This window comes from Brevibacterium antiquum, assembly GCF_016107655.1.
Lineage (GTDB): Bacteria > Actinomycetota > Actinomycetes > Actinomycetales > Brevibacteriaceae > Brevibacterium > Brevibacterium antiquum.
In genome coordinates this window covers 359,149-382,294 of sequence record NZ_JABASX010000004.1, presented here as the reverse complement: position 1 = coordinate 382,294, position 23,146 = coordinate 359,149, and the positions used below count along the sequence as shown (strand labels likewise).

The 23,146-nt window shown below is 64.1% G+C and carries 17 protein-coding genes; 6 read left to right on the top strand and 11 right to left on the bottom strand.

The features are described 5' to 3' along the window. Positions 1-38: 38 nt before the first annotated feature. The 3 genes from JFC13_RS09330 to JFC13_RS09320 form a co-directional block, all read right to left on the bottom strand. Positions 39-1,148 carry a substrate-binding domain-containing protein gene (locus JFC13_RS09330; RefSeq protein WP_198396803.1) on the bottom strand — a complete coding sequence of 370 codons (1,110 nt, stop codon included), beginning with the start codon at positions 1,146-1,148 and terminating at the stop codon, positions 39-41. Positions 1,149-1,268: 120 nt separating this feature from the next. Next, a complete protein-coding gene (locus tag JFC13_RS09325; RefSeq protein WP_198396802.1) occupies positions 1,269-2,291 on the bottom strand; it encodes a LacI family DNA-binding transcriptional regulator in 1,023 nt (340 codons plus the stop codon). 151 nt (positions 2,292-2,442) lie between these two features. After that, entirely contained in the window at positions 2,443-3,195 is a 753-nt protein-coding gene (locus JFC13_RS09320) for a TetR/AcrR family transcriptional regulator (RefSeq protein ID WP_198396801.1), read from the bottom strand. 84 nt (positions 3,196-3,279) lie between these two features. Between JFC13_RS09320 and JFC13_RS09315 the strand changes: the two genes are divergently transcribed. Continuing rightward, positions 3,280-4,521, top strand: a complete 1,242-nt coding sequence (locus tag JFC13_RS09315) for a DUF418 domain-containing protein (protein WP_198396800.1) — start codon at positions 3,280-3,282, stop codon at positions 4,519-4,521. A 75-nt stretch (positions 4,522-4,596) separates the two neighbouring features. On the opposite strand, the gene JFC13_RS09310 is transcribed toward JFC13_RS09315, so the two are convergent. From JFC13_RS09310 to JFC13_RS09285, 6 genes are all read right to left on the bottom strand, one after another. After that, the gene (locus JFC13_RS09310) at positions 4,597-7,167 is read right to left on the bottom strand and encodes a GNAT family N-acetyltransferase (protein WP_198396799.1); all 2,571 of its coding nucleotides are present in this window, start codon (positions 7,165-7,167) and stop codon (positions 4,597-4,599) included. Further along, complete coding sequence (locus JFC13_RS09305; protein ID WP_198396798.1) at positions 7,164-8,651, bottom strand: lysine N(6)-hydroxylase/L-ornithine N(5)-oxygenase family protein; 1,488 nt, start codon at positions 8,649-8,651, stop codon at positions 7,164-7,166. The genes JFC13_RS09310 and JFC13_RS09305 overlap by 4 nt, the downstream gene beginning before the upstream one ends. Then, on the bottom strand, positions 8,648-10,330 hold the full coding sequence (locus tag JFC13_RS09300) for a pyridoxal phosphate-dependent decarboxylase family protein (RefSeq protein WP_198396797.1): 1,683 nt from the start codon (positions 10,328-10,330) through the stop codon (positions 8,648-8,650). The genes JFC13_RS09305 and JFC13_RS09300 overlap by 4 nt, the downstream gene beginning before the upstream one ends. A 368-nt stretch (positions 10,331-10,698) precedes the next feature. Then, on the bottom strand, positions 10,699-12,225 hold the full coding sequence (guaB, locus tag JFC13_RS09295; RefSeq protein ID WP_198396796.1) for an IMP dehydrogenase: 1,527 nt from the start codon (positions 12,223-12,225) through the stop codon (positions 10,699-10,701). A 261-nt stretch (positions 12,226-12,486) separates the two neighbouring features. Further along, complete coding sequence (locus JFC13_RS09290) at positions 12,487-13,149, bottom strand: GntR family transcriptional regulator (protein ID WP_198396795.1); 663 nt, start codon at positions 13,147-13,149, stop codon at positions 12,487-12,489. Positions 13,150-13,247: 98 nt separating this feature from the next. Then, on the bottom strand, positions 13,248-14,228 hold the full coding sequence (locus tag JFC13_RS09285; protein ID WP_198396794.1) for a pseudouridine synthase: 981 nt from the start codon (positions 14,226-14,228) through the stop codon (positions 13,248-13,250). A gap of 161 nt (positions 14,229-14,389) precedes the next feature. Between JFC13_RS09285 and JFC13_RS09280 the strand changes: the two genes are divergently transcribed. Further along, positions 14,390-14,836, top strand: coding sequence for a hypothetical protein (locus tag JFC13_RS09280; RefSeq protein ID WP_198396793.1), 447 nt, complete (start codon positions 14,390-14,392; stop codon positions 14,834-14,836). A gap of 74 nt (positions 14,837-14,910) precedes the next feature. Here the strand turns inward: JFC13_RS09280 and JFC13_RS09275 are convergent, their stop codons facing one another. Both JFC13_RS09275 and JFC13_RS09270 read right to left on the bottom strand, forming a co-directional pair. Continuing rightward, positions 14,911-16,608, bottom strand: coding sequence for an acyl-CoA dehydrogenase family protein (locus tag JFC13_RS09275; RefSeq protein WP_198396792.1), 1,698 nt, complete (start codon positions 16,606-16,608; stop codon positions 14,911-14,913). Continuing rightward, entirely contained in the window at positions 16,605-17,207 is a 603-nt protein-coding gene (locus tag JFC13_RS09270; protein WP_198396791.1) for a TetR family transcriptional regulator, read from the bottom strand. Before JFC13_RS09270 ends, JFC13_RS09275 begins: the two co-directional genes overlap by 4 nt. 72 nt (positions 17,208-17,279) lie before the next feature. Between JFC13_RS09270 and JFC13_RS09265 the strand changes: the two genes are divergently transcribed. From JFC13_RS09265 to JFC13_RS09250, 4 genes are all read left to right on the top strand, one after another. Continuing rightward, positions 17,280-18,797, top strand: coding sequence for a class I adenylate-forming enzyme family protein (locus tag JFC13_RS09265; RefSeq protein ID WP_198396790.1), 1,518 nt, complete (start codon positions 17,280-17,282; stop codon positions 18,795-18,797). Positions 18,798-18,891: 94 nt separating this feature from the next. Further along, positions 18,892-19,287: an SRPBCC family protein gene (locus JFC13_RS09260; protein WP_198396789.1), complete on the top strand. Its 396-nt coding sequence runs from the start codon at positions 18,892-18,894 to the stop codon at positions 19,285-19,287. Further along, positions 19,256-20,413, top strand: coding sequence for a lysophospholipid acyltransferase family protein (locus tag JFC13_RS09255; RefSeq protein ID WP_198396788.1), 1,158 nt, complete (start codon positions 19,256-19,258; stop codon positions 20,411-20,413). Before JFC13_RS09260 ends, JFC13_RS09255 begins: the two co-directional genes overlap by 32 nt. 70 nt (positions 20,414-20,483) lie before the next feature. Then, positions 20,484-23,099 (top strand): PEP/pyruvate-binding domain-containing protein, encoded by a 2,616-nt coding sequence (locus JFC13_RS09250; RefSeq protein ID WP_198396787.1) that lies wholly within the window; start codon positions 20,484-20,486, stop codon positions 23,097-23,099. The last annotated feature ends 47 nt before the right edge of the window (positions 23,100-23,146 follow it).

Here is a 23,146-nt window from a genome sequence, read left to right as displayed (position 1 = left end):
ATGAAACCTCGCGGGTTCCGGCACTGAGCTGCGTGCTGTTATTTCACGCCTGCGTCGTCGCAGAGCTTCTTCACACCGCCGGTGCAGATGTCTTCGGCCTTGATCTGATCCCCGACGATGTCCTTCACAGTGTCTTTCGTGACGACCTTGGCCTCGACGAAGTCCGTCGGGGTGTTCTTGTAGGTTGTTGACCCTTCTGGTTCCTCGCCTCCGGCCAGGGCGACGGCAGCCTTGGCAGCGAACTCCGCCTGGGGCGGGATCGACTTGTAGATCGTGGCGTACTGGTCACCTCTGAGGATGTTCTGCAGACCGTCGACCTCCGCATCCTGACCGGTGACGACCGGTTTCACCTTGGCCTTCTTGGTGGCGGCGAGAACACCGCCGGCGGTGCCGTCATTAGCCGCGTAGATGGCGATCGGATCCTCATCTGCGCTCTGCAGCTGGCCTTCGACCCACTTACGGGCATCATCCGGGTTCCAGTCGAGGGTGTCGTGGCTGCCCGCAATGTCGACACCTGCGGCCTTGAGCGTCTCCTCGGCACCGGCCTTGAAGTCGGCGGCGTTCGGGTCCTTCGGATCGCCGTTGACCATCCACACCGGGCCCGATTTCGGGTCGACGCCCTCGGCCTTAAGCCCGTCGAGGACGGCTTGACCCTGGAGGTTGCCGATCTTCTTGTTGTCGAACGAGGTGTAGTAATCGGCGCCCTCGAAGAAACGGTCGTAGGAGATGACCGGAATCTTCTTGGCCTTGGCCTTCGACAGGGCCGATGACACCGCCGAGGCGTCGACCGGGTCGAGGACGATGGCGTCGACTCCCTCGGTGACTGCCGCTTCGACCTGCTGTTGCTGCTGGGTCGCATCTTGGTTGGCGTTGCTGTATTTGACCTTCGCATCGGGGTTCGCCTCTGCGACGTACTTCTCGAAGTTCGGCTTGTCCAGAGATTCGTAGCGGGTGGTCTTGGACTCCGGGAGCAGCAGGGCAATGGTCACCTCGCCGTCTGAACCAGAACCGCTCTCGGCTTCGGCGTTGCCTTGGCCCTTCTGGCTCCCACAGCCGCTGAGCGCGAGAGCGCCGATGGCAACCGAGGCACCGAGGAGCGCCAGCTTCTTTCGGGACTGCTTGTTACGGGACTGCAGGTTGTGCCTCATAATGAGCCTCTCAATCTTTCTGACAACGTTGTCAGGCTGAACAATATAATTCGCCCATCGACGCTCCGTGTCAACTGTTTCGCAGAAAAAATCTTCTCGGAGTGATCCCAGCGAACAGTGTCACTTGCCAGGTGCCTCTTCGCCGCTGCCGCGCGCGATCACGCGCACCGGCACCTCGAACGATCCTCCGTCCGTACCCTGTGCGGTCGCGGAACTCGGCACCTGCCGCAGACGTCGGACCGCCTCAGCGGCCATGGAGCTGACGTCGCGATCGATGACTGTCACGTCTAAGAGCTCCGCGGCGGGGAAATCGTCGATGCCCACCAGCGCCGGCCATTCATCGAGGCGCCGGCAGGCATCGATGGCTCCCTGAGTCAGAGTCGCGGACAGGGTGATCAGAGCGCTGGGCGCGCTGCGCGAACCCAGCCAGGCCGCGACGACGTTCTTCGCGCTGGCCAAGTCGTGGGCGTCTTCACGCATGTAGGCACGCCACCCGACGTCCAAGCGTCCGGCGAAGGCCGATTGGATTCCGGCGAGCCTGGCGGTGGTGATGGGGCTGGTCGAATGATCGCCGATGACGCCGAGGCTGATGTGCCCGTGATTGAGCAGTTGAGTCGCCGCCAGTTGTCCGGCACGTTCCTCATCACCGGCGATGAGGTCGACACCCGATCCTGCTGTCGATGGGTCGAAGGACACAATCTGCACGTCAGCGGACGTCGCATCGGTGTAGTACCGTGCGGCGTCCGGGTGCGATCGGATGACGCAGATCCCGGTCATGTCATTGGCCAGGCACTCGTCGAGGAAGCCGCGTTCACGGTCGAGATCGTCGGCGGTGACCGTGACGACCGGGCGCAGTCCGACCCTGCTCAGCTCGGCCTCCAGCAGGGTGAAGAGACGAGCCTGGAAGGGGTCGTTTCCGTCGCTCATGACCACACCGATGTAGGGAGATCTGCCACCGGCACGCAGGCGCCTGGCCGTGGAATTGAGGCGAAAGCCCAGCCCAGCCGCAGCGTCTTCGACCTTCTCAGCGGTCGACGCGGCCACATGTTTTTCGCCGTTGAGCACTCGGGATGCCGTTTTGATGCTGACGCCTGCGCGCGAAGCGACCGTGGCCAGGGTCGGCCGATCGTTCTGCTTCGCCATGACCACACCTTTGAGTCGGGAATCCTACGGACCGCTTGCGGTCTGCGCGCGGGCGACCGATAGGAATGATGATAACCGCTGGCCGGCGGAAGAACGCAGAATGTCCGGCGATCAGCACCTACCGGACAGGAAGATGTCACCGATCCCTGCATCAGTCCACGGCGTTGGCGATGCGCACTGCGAGGCCATCGAGGATGACTTCGAGACCATCCACGAAGTCGGGATCAGACTCGCCACCTGAGTTGGAGTCGCTTCCCACAGCCCCAGAAGCCAGCATCGCCGAGGTGAACGGGAACTGCGCTGAGGCGACGACGCGGAAGAGGGCCTCTCCATATTCGCGCTCACTCTCGGATTGAGCCTGGCCGGGCTCTCGTCCTTCCTTCAGCTCGTCCTGAAGTAGTGCTGACTGACGGACGAAGCCACTGAGCAGAGTGAGTGCCGTCAGCTTCTCGTTCCAATCGAGCTCAGTTGAAGCCAATTGCGCGAATCCTCGTTCGAGCCAGGCGATCTGGTGTGGTCCGGATGGTGCTTGGTAGATGGGCACGCGAGGAAGCCATGGCCGACGTCGATACAGAGACCACAGGTCACGTGCCCACAGTCGCAGACCTTCACGCCACCCTGCTGCGAGCGACTCGGGTATCCGCGGTTCACTTGCTGCGTCCATCATGAGCTGCAGCAGCTCGTGCTTGGAGCCGATGTGTCGATACAACGACATCGCTGTCACGTTCAACTCCTCGGCGACCTTGGGCAAGGTCGCGGCCTCCAGGCCGCCATGATCGGCAAGCTGAACAGCAGTGCTGACCACCGTCTCGACATCGAGAGTGGACTTGCGCCCCCGCTGCTGAGGAACCTCCGGCAGCCTCCAGAGTCGCCGGAAGAAGTCGGGCACCGCGCCGTCAGTCATGGAATCCACCTCTCTGTCAGTAGAGCAACAGTCTGACACACCATATAGTTTACTACATATAGTTTCTGTGTTAAATTCTGTTGCATGAATAGACGAACGGCTGCACAAGAGCCCATGAAGACCGGGCGAGTCCATGATGTCGATGCCCTTCGCGGGTTCGCCCTGCTGGGGATCTTCGTCGTCAACATCACGTTCATGGCCTCGGCCTATCCGGGGAACCTGGTCCATGATCCGAGCTTCTCGACACCGATCGATGCAGCGGCCCGATTCCTTGTGGCCGCGCTGTTCTCAATGAAGTTCTACCTGCTCTTCTCATTCCTCTTCGGATACAGCTTCGTTCTGCAGATGGATGCGGCGAAGCGCGCGGGTGCGGCGTTCGTGCCGCGAATGCTTCGCAGAGCGGTGGGCCTCTTCGTGATCGGAGTGGGGCACATCGTCCTGCTCTACGGTGGGGACGTTCTCACGACCTACGCAGTGGTCTGCCTCGTGCTCCTGGCAATGCACCAGGTACGTGATCGGACTGCGCTGCTCACGACCGGAATCATCTATGGCTTCGTGACACTCTCTCTCGTCATCAGCGCCGCGTTCCTCGATCGCTCGATGTTCATGCCCAGTCACGACGAAGCACTCCTCGGGGCCGCAGCGCAGACCCAAGCTCTGCTCGGGTCGCTGGCCGACATCGTGGGGCAGCACGTGGCCGGCCTTGACCTCCTCGTCATTCAAGCGGTCTCCCTGCAAGGACCGACCGCACTGGCGATGTTCCTCTTGGGAATGGTTGCTGCCCGGCGTCGTGTGTTTTCCGAACTGGGAAACCAGGCCACGCTTCTGCGACGGACTCAGGCGATCGGCTTCGCAGTCGGCCTCCCAGGCGGGGTGCTCTTCGCCGTTATGGGCGGAGACACCAACACCTGGGCCACCGCAGCGAGCGTCGTGACGGCCCCATTCCTCACGGCCGCGTACGTTGCGACCCTGATCCGAATCATGCACGCGCCCTGGGGAACATGGGTGCGCACAGCACTGGCACCAGTTGGGCGCATCGCGTTGACGAATTACCTGGGACAGTCGCTGGCTGGGATCGTGCTGTTCACAGGAATTGGTCTCGGCCTTGCCGGGCAGATGTCCCCACCGGTTCTGATGGTCCTCGCCGTCGCCGTCTTTGCGGTCCAGACGTTGATCAGCGCCTGGTGGCTGAAGCGCCACCGATATGGTCCTGCTGAGTACGTCCTCCGGTGTTTCACCAACTGGAGTCGACCCGGTCGTACGCTGGCCGACACTGCACGTGGCGTGGACGCTCATCCTCAGCGGACTCCTCCAGGAGAACAGTGAAAACTGAGCATCTCCGCCGCCGAGGTGGGCGCTGGGTCCCAGCGCCCACCTCGGCGAACATGTTGTTTCACTTGATCAGCGCGCTGTTGAATCGCCCCGCGCCACGGGGTTCCTCATCGTTCCGGCGTAGAGCAGGGATTCGGCCTGGTTGCCGATGTCGACCATCTGCACGGTATTGCGCAGCTGCAGACGGTTGAGGCAGGAATGGGCGAAACGTTCGGCTCTCAGGTCCACATCCCCGGCCAGACCATGGGCGAGTTCCGGATGCTCGGCCTCGTAATCATCGAGCACCTCGGCGACCAAGGTCCAGAACGTCTCCGAACTCAACACACCATCGGCGTCGAGGATCCCGCCGAGGTGGCGCAGCACTCCGTCGAACATGTCCGTGAACACGGACAGGGCCTTCTCCTCGCCGGGGACCAGCGCCCGGATCCGCTCGACGTCACCCGGCAGCTGGCGGTGGCCGAGGACGGCGACCTCCTCGCCGATGTCCTTCATGAAGGCACCGGTCACGACGTGGTCGTCCAGGATGAGGATGAGGTTCTCCCCATGCGGCATGAACACCAGATCGTGGGCCAGCAGTGCGTGGACGAGCGGCTGCAGGTAGGCCCTCAAGTAGGACCGCACCCAGTCCTCGGACGCCTGGCCTGAGGCGCGGATGAGTTCGCTGGCGAAGGCGACTCCCCTGTGATCGCGGTGCAGCAGGGACGCCATGGTGACGACCTTCTGACCAGGTTCGAGCACGGTCAAAGGGTTCTCTCGCCACAGGGCGGCAAGCATCTTGCGGTGCGGGTTCGTCTCCTGCGTTCGGTGGTAGACGTCTCCGGTGTAGCCGAGCGCGGTGCGTTCCCGCAGGACCCGGAACCCGGCGTCCCCGAAGGCGGGATCGGTGCCGATCAGCTCAGCGACCCAGTCATTGATGGCCGGAGTATCGCGCATGTACTTCGGGGACAGTCCGCGCAGGAACCCCATGTTCTGTACGGCGAGCGCGACCTTCACATAGGGGGCATCGGCCCGTGTTCGGTTGAAGAAGGTGCGCAGGGACTGCTGCGGCTGATGCTCGTCGAGGCCAGCGCCCAGGGGCAGCAGATCTCCGCGGGCGATGTCGGCGGCGAAGGTGATCGCAAGTCGGTGGTCGGCCTGCCAGGGGTGGACCGGGAGGAGGTGGAAGTCTTCCGGATCGCGGCCGGCTGACCGGATTCTGGTGTCGAAGAGTTCGCGCTCCTCGGCACTGAGTGCCCAGTCGGTATGTGCGGCCTCGTCAAAGCCTTGACCGAGTGAGAGGTGGCTGTGCTCGCGGGTCGCCGCCACCCATTCGATGCGGGTGGTGAGCCCGTTCTCTGGGGCCCACTTCCGATAATCGCTGAGGGAGAATCCGATGCGTCCGTTGTTCGCAATGAAGCCGGGATGGCCCTCGGTCATGGCCGCCTCGGTGGCCTGGAAGTCGGAGGTCAGGAGATCTGTGGAGTCCGGGCGGTGACCCTTGACCGCCTCGGCGAGTTTGAAGGCGCTGCTGGCCAGGGTCGACGCGAGTTCCTCAAGGTAGGTCGACATCAGGTTCTCCGGGATGTCGAGGGCATCCTGGAGTTCGACGACGAGTTCCTGCGCGTCGAGTCCCAGCTGCGTGTCACCTCGTCGGCGGGTGATGCTGGCCTCGTCGATGACCCAGTGCTCGAGCGGCAGGACTCGGGCGGTGAACGAGTACGTGACGGAGCCACCATCCGGGAACTCGGCAGCGTCCTCGGGCCGATCTGCATCCTCGGGCCGATCTGCGTCCTCGGGCTGACCTGCGTCCTTCGATCCGGTGTCATCGATCGTCAGTTCCCAGTCATCGGGCCCGGAATCCGGGCCGGTGGCGCGGACCGGGACGATGAGTCGTTCGTGGGCGAACTCGGACAGTGCCTTAGCCACAAGGTGGCGTTGGGCGACCGCAAAGGTGTCGGGATTGAGATGGGAGTATGTTTCGGGAGTCGCGGCGAGCGAGGCGAGGTCTTCGTCATCAGAGCGGCCGGCCTCGACATCTTCACGGTTGAGAAGTCCGACCAGCTCGCTGACTTCGAAGTCCTCACGAGCGCAGACGCTGACCAGGGCGCGCTTCCGCTCCTCCCCCATCATGATGGTCGCCTCGCTCACCGGACTGAAACCCGCTGCCCGGTTCTTCTCGAGGATGGCGGAGTTCCGCACGTCGGGTTCGACGATGACTCGGTGACCGCCGCGGCCACCTCGTTCGATCGGACGCAGGCAGAAGTCGATGACCTCGGCCATGATCTGGTTCGTGAGTCCCCGGACTCCATCGCCGTCAGGTGGAGCGACGAGCAGGTGCATTCCGATGTCACCGGGCCCGGTGGGAACAACATCGTGTGGGATCAGCGAGGAGGGCAGATAGGTTTCGACGTAGAAGCAGTCGATGCCGTCGACCGATCCTACCCAGCCGTTCTCGTCGGCGGAGCCGAGGACGGCGCCGAGGTAGTCGCGGACTCCGGACTCGTCGAGGTGGGTCATCTGCCAGTAGTGGGCGCGCGGGTGGGTCAGCCACACGTGGATGTTCTTGGTATCCCGGGCCGGGTCCACGGCTCGGATGTCCACGGTGAGCGCGGAGCTTGCGGTTGAGGGTGTGGGCGCGTCGTTGATGAGGTCGGTGGTCATGCGTGTGTCATCTCCCTGTCGTCTGCGGGCTGGGAATCAGGCTGGGAAGCGGAGTCGGCGAAGTCGAAGTGCGATTCGACGTCGTCCTGAGTGTTCAGAGGAGTCGTGTCGAGAGCTCCGTCGTCGAGGGCCCAGTCGTCGAGAGCTCCGTCGTCGATAGCCCCGTCGTCCGGAACTCCGAAGGTCTGGAAGGCGATGGTCTTCTCGATCGGGTACGGTTCGCGCCCGGTCACGTGTGAGAGCACGACCGATGCTCGCCAGGGCCCGAAGCCAAGATCGGGTGCGGTGACTCCGTGGGTGTGCTCTTCGCCGTTGAGGACGTGGATGGTGCCTGCGTCGTTGACCGTGTAGTGGCGGCTGACGTCGAGGCGACCCTTGGCGTCCAGGCGGATCTCATCTCCCAGCGGGGAGAGGAAGGCCGGGACCTGAGACTTATAGCCGGTGGCAGAGACAACCGATCCGCTGCGCCGGTCGAAGCACCTGTCCAGTGCCGTGTTGCGGAAGCGCAGAGCATAGTCGCCGGTGCTCGCATCGTGGTCGGCGGCAATCAGCTCTGATTCTGCGAGGAGGTTGGTGCGCAGCTTCCTGCCTCCGCGGCTGAGCCGGTAGAGGGTGTCGTGGATGTCGTCGACGAGCTCGGCGCTGATGCCCTTGTACAGGGTTCGCTGTTCACGTCCGAGCTGTTCGCGCAGGTCATCGGGCAGGGCTCGGAAATGATCCGTGTACTCCGGGGACGTCATCTCCAAGGTCAGCTTCGTGTACTCCATCGGGAAGAAGCGCGGTGAGCGCGTCACCCAGTCCAGTCGCACGTCACGGGCTTCAGCGTCGTCGATGAGATCACGGTAGATCTCGGCCGCAGACTGTCCGCTGCCGACGATGGTGATTGATCCGCTCTCGAGCAGTGCGTCTCTGTGGTCGAGGTATTTCGAGGTGTGGATGACCGGACCTGTGCCCTCAGTCTCCAGGTTCTGCAGGGCCTGTGGCAGGACCGGTTCGGTGCCGACACCGAGGATCAGGTGGCGGGCGCGGTAGGACTCGGCCCTCAGCCTCTGACCGCACTGATCGGCCACCTCGGCGGTCACGGTGTAGATGTCATCATTCCTGGTCACCGAGGTGACTGTGCGGTTCCAGCGCAGAGTGTCCAACTGAGCGGCGACCCATCGGCAGTATTCGTCGAATTCCGCGCGCAGAGGGTAGAAGGATTCGCGAATGTAGAAGGGATAGAGCCGGCCGCTGTCCTTGAGGAACGCCAGGAAGGAGAAGCGCGAGGTGGGGTCGGCCATGGTCACGAGGTCGGCGAGGAACGGGACCTGGACCGTCGCACCTTCGATCATCATGCCCGGATGCCAGCGGAATTCCTCGCGTTGGTCGAGGAAGACGGCGTCGACGTCGGGCAGGGGGTCGGACAGGGCGGCCAGTCCCAGGCCGAAGGGTCCGATGCCGATGCCGACGATGTCGTGGATGTGTGACTCAGGTGTGTTCATGCTGCGCCTCCTTCGATGGTCGTGCTCTCCAGGTGTCGGCCGGCGAGGATCCCGTGGCCGGTGGCGCGGACGAGGTCGAGCACGGCGGTGATGTCTGCGACCGTGGTGTCGGGGTTGAGCAGGGTGAGTTTGAGCCAGGGGGTGCCGTCGATGGTGGTGCGGGCGATCGCTGCGCGCCCGGAGCGGAAGAGGACGCGGCGGATCATCGGCACCAGCTCATCGGCGGTGGCAGAATCGGCGGTCGCGGGGGCGAACCGGAACAGGACCGTGCTCAGGTCGGTTGCTCCCAGCACCTCGAAGTCCGGCTGTGCGTCGAGGAGTTCTCGGACCTCGGCGGCCAGATCGCACACGTCATCGACCATCGAACCGATCTCTGCGGCACCGCGGGCGCGCAGAGTCGTCCAGAGTTTGAGGGCGTCGAAGCGTCGGGTGGTCTGCAGGGATTTGTCGACCTGGTTCGGTTCGGCATCGGCGCCCTGGGCCTCGGCGGCCGGGTTGAGATAGTCGTTGTGATGAAGCGTCGGGTCGAACAGGGCGAGGTCGCGCACCAGCAGTGCGCTTGAGGACACCGGTTGGAAGAAGGTCTTGTGGAAGTCGATGGTCACCGAGGTGGCGCGACCGATTCCCTGCAGCAGGTGCTTGCGTCGTGGTGCCCACAGCAGTCCCCCGCCGTATGCGGCGTCGACGTGCATCCACACATTCGCGTTCTCGCAGATCCCGGCGATGGCGTCGAGTGGGTCGATGACGCCGAGGTCGGTGGTTCCGGCCGTGGCGGCGACGGCCATGACGATGCCGCCGGTGTCGTCGATGTCGCGCATCAGCTCGGTCAGAGCCTCGGCGTCCATGCGTCCGGCGGCGTCGGTGTCCACGGTCACGACAGCTTCGGCGTCGAGGCCGAGGATGTGTGCGGCCCGCGATATCGAGAAGTGAGTCTGGGAGGTCGTGAGTATCCGCAGCCGAGACATGATCTCGCGGCGTGATGGCTCCTCGCGGCCGGGCTGGACGCTGCCGAGCGCCTGTGTCTGCTGTGCGCGCTGTGCCTGCTGTGCGCGCAGAACGTTCTCGCGGGCCAGCAACAGTGCCTGCAGGTTCGACTGGGTGCCGCCCGAGGTGAAGATTCCGTCACCGCCGGAGAATCCGACGTGCCGGCAGGCCCACTGCACCAGGCGGCGCTCCATGAGTGTGGCGACTTCGGACTGGTCGTAGGTGTCGACGGAGGTGTTGATCGCAGCCAGCATTGCCTCGGCCGCGACGGCTGGCACGGCGACAGGGCAGTTGAGGTGGGCGACGTAGCTGGGGTGATGGAACCAGACGGCGTTGCGGGCGTAGAGGTCATCGGCCTCGCGCAGGGCTGCGATGTTTCCGATCCCCTGTCCGTCGAGGTCGAAGTCTGCGACCTCGGATTCCAGGCTGGTGCGGTCATTCGCCGAGGTGGGCGCGTCGACACTCGCGAAACGCTGGGCGAGTGCATCGACGACCTCGTGCATGAGCTCGGCGTAGGCATCGGCGCTGTGCGACCCCAGCAGGGCGTCCTCAGTGCGCAGCGAAGTGTTCGGCAGAGGAGCTGCATCGGGCAGCAATGGTGCATCGCTCGGTGGGGCATCGGGCTGCGAGCGCGCCTCGCTCGGCGCGGTTGCCTCGGTCAGTGGAATCGGAGTGTCAGAGAGCAGTGAAGTCATAGCGGTACGGTTGCCTCCTTCGGTTCAGGGTCCGGTAAGGCCGGACTACATTAGGGAAACCTACCCTAAGTAAAGCGAGAAGCAAGGCAAGTGGTACTGCCGAATATCACTACACAAGTGACCTCAGCCCGGCGCAAGGAGTGTCTTCGTCAATCCTCGCGCGGCCAAGCCCGCGATCGACGACAGGTGTATACGGCCCAAAAAATCGCACGTGGCCTTCATCACATCCGGGCGATTCGTCTGACATCTTGAGACAGCGAAAACGGCCGTAGTCCCTGCCTAGGAGGCAGGAGCTACGGCCGTCGGCAATCGTGGGACAACCAGATTCCAGTCGCGATGTGCTGTCAGAGAAAGGTCTCCGAAGACCCTTATTTGACGACGTAGTTCGGGGCTTCGACGGTCATCTGAATGTCGTGCGGGTGGCTCTCCTTGAGGCCCGCTGTGGTCAGGCGAACGAACTTGCCCTTGGCCTTGAGGTCGTCGATGGTGGGAGCGCCGACATAGAACATCGACTGACGCAGACCACCGGTGAGCTGATGCGCGACCTGCTTGAGAGGTCCTCGGTAGGCGACACGGCCTTCGATGCCTTCGGGGATGAGGTCGGTGTCGGTGTCGATATCGTCCTGGAAGTAGCGGTCCTTGGAGTAGGACTTGCCCTGACGTGGAGCCATGGCGCCCAGTGATCCCATGCCGCGGTAGGCCTTGTACTGCTTACCGTTGATGAAGATGAGTTCGCCCGGCGATTCGCTGCAGCCGGCCAGCAGGGAGCCGAGCATCACGGTGTCGGCACCGGCGACCATGGCCTTGGCGATGTCACCCGAGTACTGCAGCCCACCATCGGCGATGACCGGCACACCGGCCGCGCGAGCCGCCTGAGCGGCGAGGTAGACGGCCGTGACCTGGGGGACGCCGACGCCTGCGACCACACGAGTGGTGCAGATCGAACCCGGTCCGACACCGACTTTGATGGCATCGGCTCCGGCATCGATGAGGGCCTGTGCGCCCTCCTTCGTGGCAACGTTTCCGCCGATGATCTGGACCTTGTCGAACGTCGGATCAGCCTTGATCTTCTTGATCATGTCGGTCACGCCGCGAGCATGTCCGTTGGCGGTGTCGACGACGAGAACGTCGACGCCAGCCTCGGCGAGAAGTGTCGCGCGTTCATAGGCATCGCCGTGGAATCCGACGGCCGCACCCACACGCAGACGCCCCTCGTCGTCCTTCGTGGCCAGCGGGTATTCCTCGGTCTTGACGAAGTCCTTGACAGTGATGAGGCCCTTGATGACGTTGTGCTCATCGACAAGGGGCAGCTTCTCGACCTTGTGCTCGGCCAGCAGCTCGAAGGCCTTCTCTGCAGAGACGCCGTCCGGGGCTGTGATCAACGGCATCCGGGTCATGGTCTCGGCCACGGTGCGGGTCGGGAATTCGCTGCGGGTGACGAAACGCAGGTCGCGGTTGGTCACGATGCCCAGCAGCACATTGTTCTCATCGACGACGGGCAGTCCGGAGATCCGGTACTTGCCGCAGATCTCGTCGAGTTCTTCCAGCGTCTTCTCGGGGGTGATCGTCAGCGGATCGTTGATCATCCCAGATTCGGAGCGCTTGACGTAGTCGACCTGCGCCGCCTGATCTTCCATCGACAGGTTGCGGTGGATGATGCCCAGTCCGCCGATACGGGCCATGGCGATGGCCATCCGCGATTCGGTCACGGTGTCCATGGCGGCCGAGACCAGGGGGATGTTGAGCTCGATCTCTCTGGTCAGACGTGTGGTAGTGGTGGCGTCAGAGGGGATGACATCGGTGTCACCGGGCAGGAGAAGGACATCGTCATACGTGAGCCCCGTCAACGAGAACGGATCGTTTGCGGCCTGTGTTTCCTGCTCGGGAATCCCCATGGGTACAGCCTTTCGACGCGGTGAGTACGGTGGCTCAATGCTATCGAAGACATACATCGCTTATCCAGCGTTTCAAATACCGAGCACTGTGAGACTGCCGACACCGGCACTCAGGAAAGTTCGCCGAGGCGGTCCATCCGCCGCTGCATCGGTTAGCTGGACGTTTTGGTCTGGTTCAGCGCAGAAAAATCAGTCCACAACGACCACCTAGCGCTCCTGCCGAGGCGGTTGCGCGGTCCCGATGGTTGCGTCGCCTCGCCCTCAGCGACCTTCGCCGACCGAGCGCGCCAGGTCGAGTGTCGAGGCTTCCGAGTCATCGAGATGGATGCGCAGCAGGCCTTCGGCTCCGTGTCGGTCCCCCGAGCGCATCTTCTCGAGGATGTCGCGGTGCGGGTTGGCCCAGTGGGAGTGGTATTTGCCTGGTTCCTGCGAGCGGGCGAATGTTGTTGAGAGGCGGGCCATGAGGTTGACGTAGAACTCGTCGAGCATAGGGGAGCCGAGCAGGCCGACGATGGCCTGGTGGAATGAAGCGGAGTGTTCCTGCGCGTCGGACCAGCTCTCATTGTTCGGAGCGTTCTCGGCCTTGACGACGGATGCTTCGACACGGTTCATCGCCTCGTCGGTGGCGTCTTGTGATTCTTGGACGGCGCGGATTTCGAAGACGCGTCGGGCCTGGTAGAGGTCTTTGAGTTCGTCGAGGTCGAAGGTGCGGACGAAGAAGCCGCGGTTCGTCTCCTGAGTCAGCAGTCCGGCGTGACGGAGCAGGCTCAGGGATTCGCGTGCGGTGTTGCGCGAGACGTTGAATTCCTTCGCCAGCGCACCATCCCGGACCGGGCTGCCGGCAGGGTATTCGCCGGTCGTGATTCGGGACCGGACCAGGGCGACGATCGCCTCTGAGGTACATCCGGGTGCGTGTGGACTCATATCACCAGGCTACCGTGTCCCCACCGCTCGTGGGCAAAGCCTGGGCGCAGCTCTCGACGATGATGCCGAGTCGAGACACAATATACGTCTGCAGCGGTCTACGGCGTCGGTCCCAGAGTGAGCCCCAGAGTGAGCCCGGATTCGAAGCGTCGCGGTCGCCGCGTCAGCGGATCCTCGAACCCGATCGACGCCGCCAGGAGCTGCAGCGGTGAGCTGAAATCGTAGGGGTCAGGAGAATTGTCGACGGGATAGACCGGGTCGCCGAGGATGGGCAGCCCGAGCGAGTTCATATGGACGCGCAGCTGGTGGGTCTTGCCCGTCAACGGTCGAAGTTCGTACTCGCCGACAGTCCCCGACTCGAACCCGACTTCGCGCTCGCGCAGCCGGTCGCGTTCACGCAGCAGGCTGATGTGACTGATTGCGTTGGGCTCGCCCTCGACTTCGAGAACCTGTCGGCCACCGCGAGGCTTGTACAGCCGCGATTCCTTGACGATGGGAAACTCCATGTCCTCGGGAGGCATCGGCGCCAGGGCACGATAGGTCTTATCGACCAACCGGTTTTGAAATAGGCTCTGATATCGGCCACGGGTCTCGGGGCGTTTCGACAGGATGAGCAGTCCGGCGGTGACACGGTCGAGACGGTGGATGGCCACGAGTTCGGGCTGGTTGAAATCCGTGCGAGCCCGGGTCACGACGCATTCGCGCACGAAGCGCCCGTTGGGAGTGCTCGCGAGGAAGTGCGGTTTGTCGATGACGAGCAGTTCCTCGTCTTCGAACACGAAGGAGATCTCGAACGGAATGCGCTCTTCCGGCGGCACCGGGCGGTGGAAGAAGTAGAAGCCACCGGGCTCCACGGGATCGTCCCAGGTCACCGGTACTCCGACGCCATTGCGCATGTCTCCTGTGGTCAACAGGCTGCGACGGGCTTCGGGGGGAGCATCGGGGAACTCTTCCCCCAGCCACTGACCGATCGTGTCCGGGACCGGCAGATGGTTCTTGTCGTGCGTCGACTTTCCGCCGGGAGCGCGCAGCGAGGTCGCCGAGATTCCTTCGCGAGGCGGAAGCGGACTGCGGGGCATCGAATCAGTCTAGCTGTCGACGCGTTGTCGCACATGACCCCGATGTCGAGCATGGCCTGCGAAGACGTTCGTGGCCAACGATTCAGCACACAGCCGCGCGTCTGCGAGAAATGCCGTGCGTATGCGAGCAATCAGGAGCGGACAGTTCTATGGTGGGAGACATGGACAACACCGAATTGACGGAAGAGTTCCTCCTCAACAAGGTCATCGCTCCAGTCGTTCTCGGCATGTTCGCCAACGACGAATGGGACGGCTACGGAATGAATCACGACCCGGCCGACTCACGAAAGTGGATCGTCAGGGTCGTCGCCAACTGGGAGTCCGTCGACATCTCCCTCGAATACTCCGAGGGCATCGATTCGGTCGACGACCTCCAGCTGAAGCTCATCACCGAACTCCAAGCCTTCATCGACCGCTCGGAGTTCGGGCAGCGCCGCGACGAGGACTGGGCGCCCGACGAACACAATGCTCCCCGCCCAAGTCTCAGACGCATGGTTCGCCCGGACTTCAACGGACCTCCGGAATGCGTGACGCGCCTGCTGAGGATCCGCTCGCGCACCCTCCGCCTCGACCGGCGCCGCTGCCGATCCGCCCACCGCCGGGGCTGAGCCGACACACCTCAGCAGCTGACCCGGCCCAACCGCTGACCAACTTCGATGGTTGACTCAGGTCGATGGCTGACTCAGGCACGTTCGACGAGGAAGTCGATGTCGACGTCGCTGGGCAGGGCACCGTATTCCCGGCCCCGATTGGGACCCAGCCGTGCCGACGCGAACCCGGCAGCCACCTCGGTGGGGGCGGATTCGAAGAGGATCGTGGCCTGCATGAGCAGTGCCATCTTCTCCACCAGCACTCGGCCACTGCGCTGGACGCCTGCGAGCCTGGCAGGATCTCCGCTGGTCACAGCTTCGAGTGAACTTTGGAGGGAACCGGCGAGCGCCTCAAAGGCAGCATCGAAGTCCGGATGGCGGCCAAGCCCGGTTTCGAGGAAGCCCAGGAAGGCCTTCGCCGTCCGCGGCTCACGACCCAGGGCGCGCAGCACGTCGAGGACGATGACGTTGCCGGAGCCTTCCCACACGGCCATCACCGGCTGTTCACGGTACCGGCGGGCCAGCGGGAAGGCTTCGGTATACCCGTTTCCGCCCAGGCATTCGAGCGCTTCGTAGGCGTGCTCGGGTCCGCGTTTGCAGATCCAGTACTTGCCGACGGCTGTGGCCAATCGCCGGAAATCGGCCGCCTCCACGCTGTCATCGTCGTGGACGGAGGCCAGGTGCATGGCGGTGAAGGTGGCCGCTTCGGCTTCGAGCTGCAGATCGGCGATGACGGCGCGCATCAGCGGCGCTTCGATCAGCGTCGCCCCGAACGCGGCCCGTCCTCGAGCGTGCCAGGCGGCTTCTGCCACGGACTGGCGCATGCCCGCGGTGGAGCCGAGGATGCAGTCGAGCCGAGTTTGGGACACCATCTCGATGATCGTGCGCACGCCCGTGCCCGGCTGACCCAGCAGCCACCCGGCGGTGGATTCGAATTCGATCTCGGAGGAGGCATTGGATCTGTTGCCCAGCTTGTCCTTGAGTCTCTGTATCCGCACCGTGTTGAGCTCGCCACCGGGCAGGATGCGCGGGACGATGAAGCAGCTCAGCCCCTCTTCGAGGTGGGCGAGGACGAGGAAGGCATCGGACTGCGGGGCTGAGCAGAACCATTTGTGTCCGGTGATGAGGTAGCGGTCGCCGTCCGGGACCGCGCGGGTGGTGTTCGCGCGTACGTCCGAGCCGCCCTGCTTCTCGGTCATCGCCATTCCGAAGGTGACCGCGCTCTTCTCAGCCGGGTCGATGCGCCTCGGGTCGTAGTCGTTCGCCGTGGCCTTCGGGACCCAGAAATCGGCCAAGGACGGGTCGGCCTGCAGAGACGGGATGACGGCATGGGTCATCGACACCGGACAGGCATGGCCGGGTTCGATCTGGGAGAAGAGCATGAATCTCGCGGCACGGTCCGCGCTCGCACCCGGACCGGGATGGCTCCAGGCGTGTGAGTGCGCGCCGCTGCGCAGTGCTTCGCCGATGATGCGGTGATAGGCGGGATGGAACTCGATCGCATCGATGCGGTTGCCCCACTCATCGTGGGTCTTCAGCTCCGGTCCGTGTTCGTTGGCCAAGCGCGCATCATTGATGAAGTCGGCACTGCCGACGAGTTCACCGATCCGCTCCAGCTCAGCCCTCGACGCATGGGGCGCGTATCTGCCCACGGCCTCGAGGAGTGCCGTGTTGAGGGTGAATTCGTTGATGTCTCGCCGAGGTGGCGCCTGGTTGAAGACATCGTGCGTGGCGGATGTGCTGGGCCGGGTCGTTGCTTCCGGTCGGGCTGCAGAGGGTGCGTGGGTCATTGTTCTCCTAGGGCGGTGCGCGCGAATGTGGACAGTGCGGTGATGAGTGATTCGACCTCGGAGGCGCCTGGAGGAGCCCGGTCTGGATCGAGAAGGTCAACGAGGTTCTCGGAGATGGATCCGACCACGGACCTGGCCACCACCTCGGCGGGGACATCGACGGTGTACCGGTGGGTCAAGCCTTCGGCGATCACGGCCACGTACCCGCGCCGCAGTGCTCGGCGCTCGATCTGCACTGTGTCGGGGACCTCCTCGAACAGGAGCGCGTGAGCGAGGGTGCGGCCGGCAACCGCGCGGCGGATGAAGACATCGACGACCGAGCTGACAACGTCCGCCGCATTCGTCGACGCTGCGACAGCCGCCTCGATCACGGCGAGTTCGTGGCCAGCGGCTCGAGCAAACACGATCCCCAGCAGCTCGTCGCGGTTGTCGTAGTAGGTGTAGATGAGGCCGGCGCTGCACTCGGCCTTGCGTGCAACAGCGGCAATGCTCGCCGAGGCGAACCCGCCCGAGGCGATGACATGGTGGGTTGCGCGTTCGACCCGGGCTCGCCGCTGTTCGGCCTTGGCACGAGTTCTGGGAGTTTCGCGATAGGCCACGGCACCCCTTCCCCAAAGAAATGAATCATGGTTCAATTGTTGAAAGTATGACACTCGTCACAAGGAGAAGCAATGAAGCTCGGTACTATGCTCGATTCCACCGTCCTACGCGACCCGGATCACGAAGCTCTGGTCTATGGGGATGAGAGGTACACCTATGCCGAACTTCGACACCACGCTCTCAAGGCGGCACGTGTGCTCGAGAACAACGGCATCGTGGCTGGTGACACCGTCGGAATCATGACGTTCAACGTACCCGGGTTCGTCTTCGCTGCCTTCGGCGCCTGGTATCTGGGAGCCATCGTCGTTCCGGTCAATCACAAGCTGCAGGCTCCTGAGGTCAAGTACACGATCGAGCACTCCGGTGCGAAGCTGGGAATCGTCAGCGCCGAGCTGGCCGAAACGGCGCGTGCGGGTGCCCCGGGCATCACCTGGTTGGAGACCGAATCCGCGGCGCCGGGCAGCTTCGACTCTGCGCTGGCGGCGGCCGAACCCGGCGAACCGGGTGATTTCACAGACGAACACGTGGCGCAGATCCTCTACACCTCGGGGACCACCAGCTCACCCAAGGGGTGCGTGCATTCGCACCGCAACATGTCCCAGGTCGCGACCCTGATCAACCTCAACATGGGTTATCGCAGCGACGACCGCTATCTCATCTGCATGCCGATCTGGCATTCGGCTCCGCTGAACATCAGCCTGCTCCCCACTATCCTCACCGGCGGCACGATCGTGCTCCAACGTGCGTTCCATCCGGTGGATTCGATGACGATCATCGCCGAGGAGAAGATCACCACCTTCTTCGGTCCGACCATCGCCTATGTTGCACCGGTGATGACGGCGAAGAAGCTCGGCCTCGACTTCGCAGACTATGACTTCTCCACCATCCGGCGTTGGAACTACGGCGGGTCCCCCATCGATCGGTCGACCGCGGCCATGCTCATCGACGCCTATGGGACCGATCAGTTCTTCAACCTGTTCGGCATGAGCGAAATGGGACCCACCGGCTGCATGCTCAGGCCGGAGGACCAGTTGCGCAAGGCCGGTTCGGTCGGCCGAACGGCGATGGTCGGCAATGCCATGCGTGTCGTCAAGGCCGACGGCACAGAGGCCGGCCCCGGAGACACGGGCGAAATCTGGTTCACTGGTGATACCCGCATGCGCGAATATCTCAACAACCCCGAGGCGACGAGGGCGGCCTTCGAAGGAGACTGGTACAAGACCGGAGATATCGCAACGCTTGACGAGGACGGCTACCTCTTCATCGTCGACCGCAGCAAGGACGTCATGATCGTCGGCGGAGAGAACGTCTACTCCCTCGAGGTGGAGGAGGCGATCATCGCCCACGAGCGGGTTGCCGATGTCGCAGTGGTGGCGAAGCCGGATGCCGAGTGGGGCGATCGAATCGTCGCATTCATCACCACCGCCGATGGTCAGCCATTCGACGTCGAGGAGCTGCGTGACTATCTGGCTGACAAGCTTGCCCGGTACAAGCTGCCGCGCGAGGTCATCATCACCGAAGAGCTCCCCCGCAACCCCTCGGGCAAACTGCTCAAGCACAAACTCCGCAGCGAGGTCGCCGCCGGATAGCGGCTGCCTCTGCCGAACGGGCGCGGTCACAGTATCGCCGGGCACGCGCCCGCGGCCTCTGGCCGGATCGTGGCTCCTGTGGTGCACTTGGTGCATGAGCTTCGACGCGCGCCACATCTCACAGACGATCCGCCGAGACCCCTCCGACATCGCGGTCTTCGCCGGAAATCCGGCCAACCTGCCGCAGTGGGCAGCCGGCCTGAGCGAAGGCATTCGCAATGACGCCGGACGGTGGATCACTGACTCGCCGATGGGTGAGGTCGAGGTCAGCTTCCGACCCGGCATCGAGGTCGGGATCCTCGACCACGACGTGATCTTCCCCGACGGCACCGCCGTGCACAATCCGCTGCGTATTCTCCACAACGATGATGTCAGCGAAGTCGTCTTCACCGTCTACCGCCTCCCGAACGTCAGCGATGAGGAATTCGCCCGCGACACCGCTGCCGTGCAGAAGGACCTTGAACGACTCCGTGATGTCCTCGAAGGCTGAGCGATCGGAGGCCTCCCAGCAGGCTGATTCCACCATGAGGTGGGGTCACAGGTTCATCAACGCCGCCATGCGCACCCTGTACTTCGGTCGCATCCGCGTCCTCGACCTCAGCGATGAGGACTCCGCAGGTAGCGCGAACCAGCGTCCGCGCCTCATCATCTCCAGTCACCGCAATGGTGCCATCGACGGCCATCAGGTGCTCGCCGCATTCCCGCGAGCGCAGTTCCTCGTCTCGATCCAGCTCATCCGCAGCTGGTTCCTCCGCCTCTTCATCGCCGGCATCCCCGTCGTCCGCCCCAAGGATGTCGAGCGCTACAACCTCGACCCAGCATCGGTGGCCAGCCCGGTCGAAGCCGGCACTGCACACCTTCGCCGAGGCGGTGACCTCGGCATCTTCCCCGAAGCCAGCAGCGAATGGGGCCACCGACCCCAACCCTACAAATCCGGTGCTGCCCGCATCGCCTGCACCCTGCTCGAGGAGGGCATCGATCTCGAGGTGATCCCGGTGGGCCTGTTCTATTCGACTCCTGACAGGTTCCGCTCCCGCGCCGAGGTGGTCCGCGGGAAGCCGATCATGATTCCTGATCGCAATGGCCAGGATCGATCCGTATGGGAGGCCGAGGTCGCCTCGGCGCTGGGATCGGCCCTCGACGAGGTTTCGGTGAACTGTCCCGACGAAGAGACCTTCGAGCGGATCCAGGCGAAGGCGCTCAAAGTCGCCCGCAGAACACCGGGTGCATCGGTCACGTTCGCGAAGGCGTTTCTGGACCTGCAGCGTGATACCTCCACAGCCGCGGCTGACGGGCCAGCCGCGGCTGACGGGCCAGCCGCGGCTGACGGGCCACCCGCCGCAGCGAGTCCTGCGATCACGGTCCTGCGCTGGGTCGGGCTCGCGCTCATGTGGCTCTTTGCTCCCGTGCTCGGAGCAGCAGCCTTTGCCGGATCGCGCGCGGACGGTCGCAATACTGTCACATTCTTCCGCCTCCTCGGCGGCTTCGCAGCAGTTATGGTCTGGGTACCGGTACTCATCGTTGCCGCGTTCTTCTGGCCTCTGGTCATCGGAATCGGCCTCGTCAGTGCGGTGGGCGGCTGGCTGCTTCTGGGCCTGCGTCGCGTCCGTCTGTGACCTGATCGACCACCGTCCACTGTCCCCTCGATATCAGCCCGCCCCACCTGAGACCCCTCTAGGAGCACTCGTGACCCTCACCCTCAGCTTCACCGATCCTCTCGCCACCGAACTGGCGACCAGCGGCGGTAAGGGCGCCAGCCTCGCGAAGTCCGCGCAGCATCTGCCCGTGCCTGGCGGCTTCATCGTCACCGCCGAGGCCTACACTCGGTTCGTCGCACCCCTGCAGTCGCGGATCAGCGAGCTCATGGACACAGACCACCCCGCCGAGGCGATCGGCGATCTCATCCGCAGCACCCCAGTCCCCGATGCGTGGCTGGTCGACTTCGAGGCGGCGGCCCAGGCTGCCGGCCTGAACGGTCAGGCCGTGGCGGTCCGCTCCTCGGGGACCATGGAGGATCTGCCCGGGGCGGCCTTCGCCGGACAGCACGACACCTACCTCGGGGTTCGCGGAACGAAATCCATCGCCGAGGCGGTGCGCGACTGCTATGCCTCCCTGTGGAATCCGCACGCCTTCCGTTACCGCCAACAGCTCGGCGTGGAACAGCTGGAGGCGAAGATGGCCGTCGTCGTCCAGCTCATGGTCGCAGTCGGAGCTGAGGAGGCTGCCGGGGTCGCGTTCTCCGTCGACCCAGTGCGCGGCAACACGGACGAAGTCCTCATCAATGCGGCGTTCGGACTGGGCGAGACCGTCGTCGGCGGGGAGGAACCCGTCGACGAATTCCGGATCGCCCGCGCCGACGGAACCCAGGTCGCGACCGAGATCGCGGACAAACCGAAGGCCCTCGTCATGCGTGAGCCTAAGGAAGCCGACGCGGTGAACGACGACGGGCGCGGCGATCACAACGGACGGGACGAACACGACGATGCGCGGACGAAGGAGGTCCACCTCGGCGAGGATCAGCGGACTCGTCCGGCACTGACTGCGGAGCAGGCCCGAGTGGTGGCCGAGCTCTCCGTCCGCGCGGAGGATCATTTCGGCTTCCCGCAGGACATCGAGTGGGCCTTCAGCGGTGACGACCTCTTCCTCCTGCAGTCGCGGCCGATCACTCGCGTCGCACCCCGCTGGACCCGCGACGAATCGGCCGAACGATTCCCCACTCCGGTCACGCCTCTGACCTGGGACCTCGTCGAGGCAGGATTCCACTACTCACTCAACCACAGCTTCGACCTCATGGGTCTGCCGCCGTTTGACGACAAGTGGTTCGTGATGCGTGACTTCTACATCTACGGCAACCAGACGGCCGTCGATCTCTACGCCGGGAGACTGCCGACGACGATGCTCTCCAGCGTGGAGACCATCACCGAATCGCTGCCGGAGATCGCCTCTCAGTTCGGGTGGGTGCAGGAACTTCCCGTGCGGTGGATGCGAGACCTCGACACGTACCTCATGGGCATCGGCAAGCTCTCCCACGAACCGCTGGAGGACAAATCGCTGGCCGAGGTGTGGGATCACGTGATCGCCATCAGCGACCTCGGCACGGAGTACTTCCGCCCCAACATCGCGATCTCCCTGACCCAGCAGACACTCTACGGTGCGCTCTCGCACATGCTCGAGATGGCAGTGGACAAAGAGACGGCGCGCCTCGTTTTCGAGCGACTGCTGGCATCGACGGAGACGAAGACCTCGCAGGTCAACGCCGAACTCTGGGAGCTCTCACGCATTGTGCGCAGCAATCCCGAACTGTTGTCGACGCTGCGCAGCCACACTGGCGAGGACGGGCTGGCGGTCCTCGGTGACTTCCCCGAGTTCTTCGACGAGTTCGCGACCTTCCTCGCCAAGCACGGCCACCGGGAACTCGACTTCGACGCCTACCATCCGACCTGGGTCGAGGCCCCGCACATCGTCCTCGATCAGGTCCGCCTGCTGGCCGATCGAGCTGCGAACGCCTCGGCAGACTCCGATCTGGAGCGCAAGGTCCTGCAGGCCGAGACCGAGCGGGCCGTGATCAATGCCGCCCCGGAGAAGCTGCGCTATCTGGTGCAGGAGGTCATCCGCCTGGCACGCTCGTACACGGCGCTCGATGACCTGGAGCACTACCAGACCACACGCCTGACGCTGCCGATGCGGCGGGCTCTGCGCGAGCTGGGTCAGCGACTCGTCGACCACGGTGTCCTCACCGATCCCATGGATGTCTACTTCATCAACTATGAGCCTCTCAACGCGGCGATCCGCGCTGCCGACGGGCAGCACTCCCCCGCCGGAGATTCCGCTGGCCCCAGCAACGGGCAGCGTTCCCCCGCCGAGGCTCTGGCCGACCTGACTGCGATCGCGGAGAAGAACAGGGCCGGGTACCAGGAAGCGGTCGAGCGGACCCCCGAATGGGAGCACGGTCGTGCCCCCGAGGTCGGTGATGACACGGACGGTGACTTCATCAAGGGAACTGCCGGCAGTCCCGGCGAGGTCACGGGCGAGGTCTTCGTCGTCCACAGTCCCGAGGACTTCTCGTCCTTCCCGGACGGGGCGATCCTCGTCGCCCGAACCACGAACCCGGCTTGGACGGCTCTGTTCTACCAGGCCAGCGGCGTCATCACGGAAAGCGGCGGTGCGCTCTCCCACGGGGCGGTCACAGCCCGTGAGCTGGGCCTGCCCGCAGTCATGGCCGTCCGCGATGCCACCAGCCGCTTCACCTCGGGACAGACGGTGAGCGTCAACGGCAGCAACGGCACGGTGACACCGAGCTGAGGCCCACCTCGGCGAGCTCCGTTCGCGAGTGCACGACCACCTCGGCG

Coding starts and splice junctions, on each gene's coding strand:
- JFC13_RS09305 (WP_198396798.1), bottom strand. CDS start 8,651: ATGAACACACCTGAGTCACACATCCACGACATCGTCGGCATCGGCATC.
- JFC13_RS09285 (WP_198396794.1), bottom strand. CDS start 14,228: ATGCCCCGCAGTCCGCTTCCGCCTCGCGAAGGAATCTCGGCGACCTCG.
- JFC13_RS09265 (WP_198396790.1), top strand. CDS start 17,280: ATGAAGCTCGGTACTATGCTCGATTCCACCGTCCTACGCGACCCGGAT.
- JFC13_RS09280 (WP_198396793.1), top strand. CDS start 14,390: ATGGACAACACCGAATTGACGGAAGAGTTCCTCCTCAACAAGGTCATC.
- JFC13_RS09330 (WP_198396803.1), bottom strand. CDS start 1,148: ATGAGGCACAACCTGCAGTCCCGTAACAAGCAGTCCCGAAAGAAGCTG.
- JFC13_RS09320 (WP_198396801.1), bottom strand. CDS start 3,195: ATGACTGACGGCGCGGTGCCCGACTTCTTCCGGCGACTCTGGAGGCTG.
- JFC13_RS09290 (WP_198396795.1), bottom strand. CDS start 13,149: ATGAGTCCACACGCACCCGGATGTACCTCAGAGGCGATCGTCGCCCTG.
- JFC13_RS09275 (WP_198396792.1), bottom strand. CDS start 16,608: ATGACCCACGCACCCTCTGCAGCCCGACCGGAAGCAACGACCCGGCCC.
- JFC13_RS09260 (WP_198396789.1), top strand. CDS start 18,892: ATGAGCTTCGACGCGCGCCACATCTCACAGACGATCCGCCGAGACCCC.
- guaB (WP_198396796.1), bottom strand. CDS start 12,225: ATGGGGATTCCCGAGCAGGAAACACAGGCCGCAAACGATCCGTTCTCG.
- JFC13_RS09325 (WP_198396802.1), bottom strand. CDS start 2,291: ATGGCGAAGCAGAACGATCGGCCGACCCTGGCCACGGTCGCTTCGCGC.
- JFC13_RS09300 (WP_198396797.1), bottom strand. CDS start 10,330: ATGACTTCACTGCTCTCTGACACTCCGATTCCACTGACCGAGGCAACC.
- JFC13_RS09315 (WP_198396800.1), top strand. CDS start 3,280: ATGAATAGACGAACGGCTGCACAAGAGCCCATGAAGACCGGGCGAGTC.
- JFC13_RS09310 (WP_198396799.1), bottom strand. CDS start 7,167: ATGACCACCGACCTCATCAACGACGCGCCCACACCCTCAACCGCAAGC.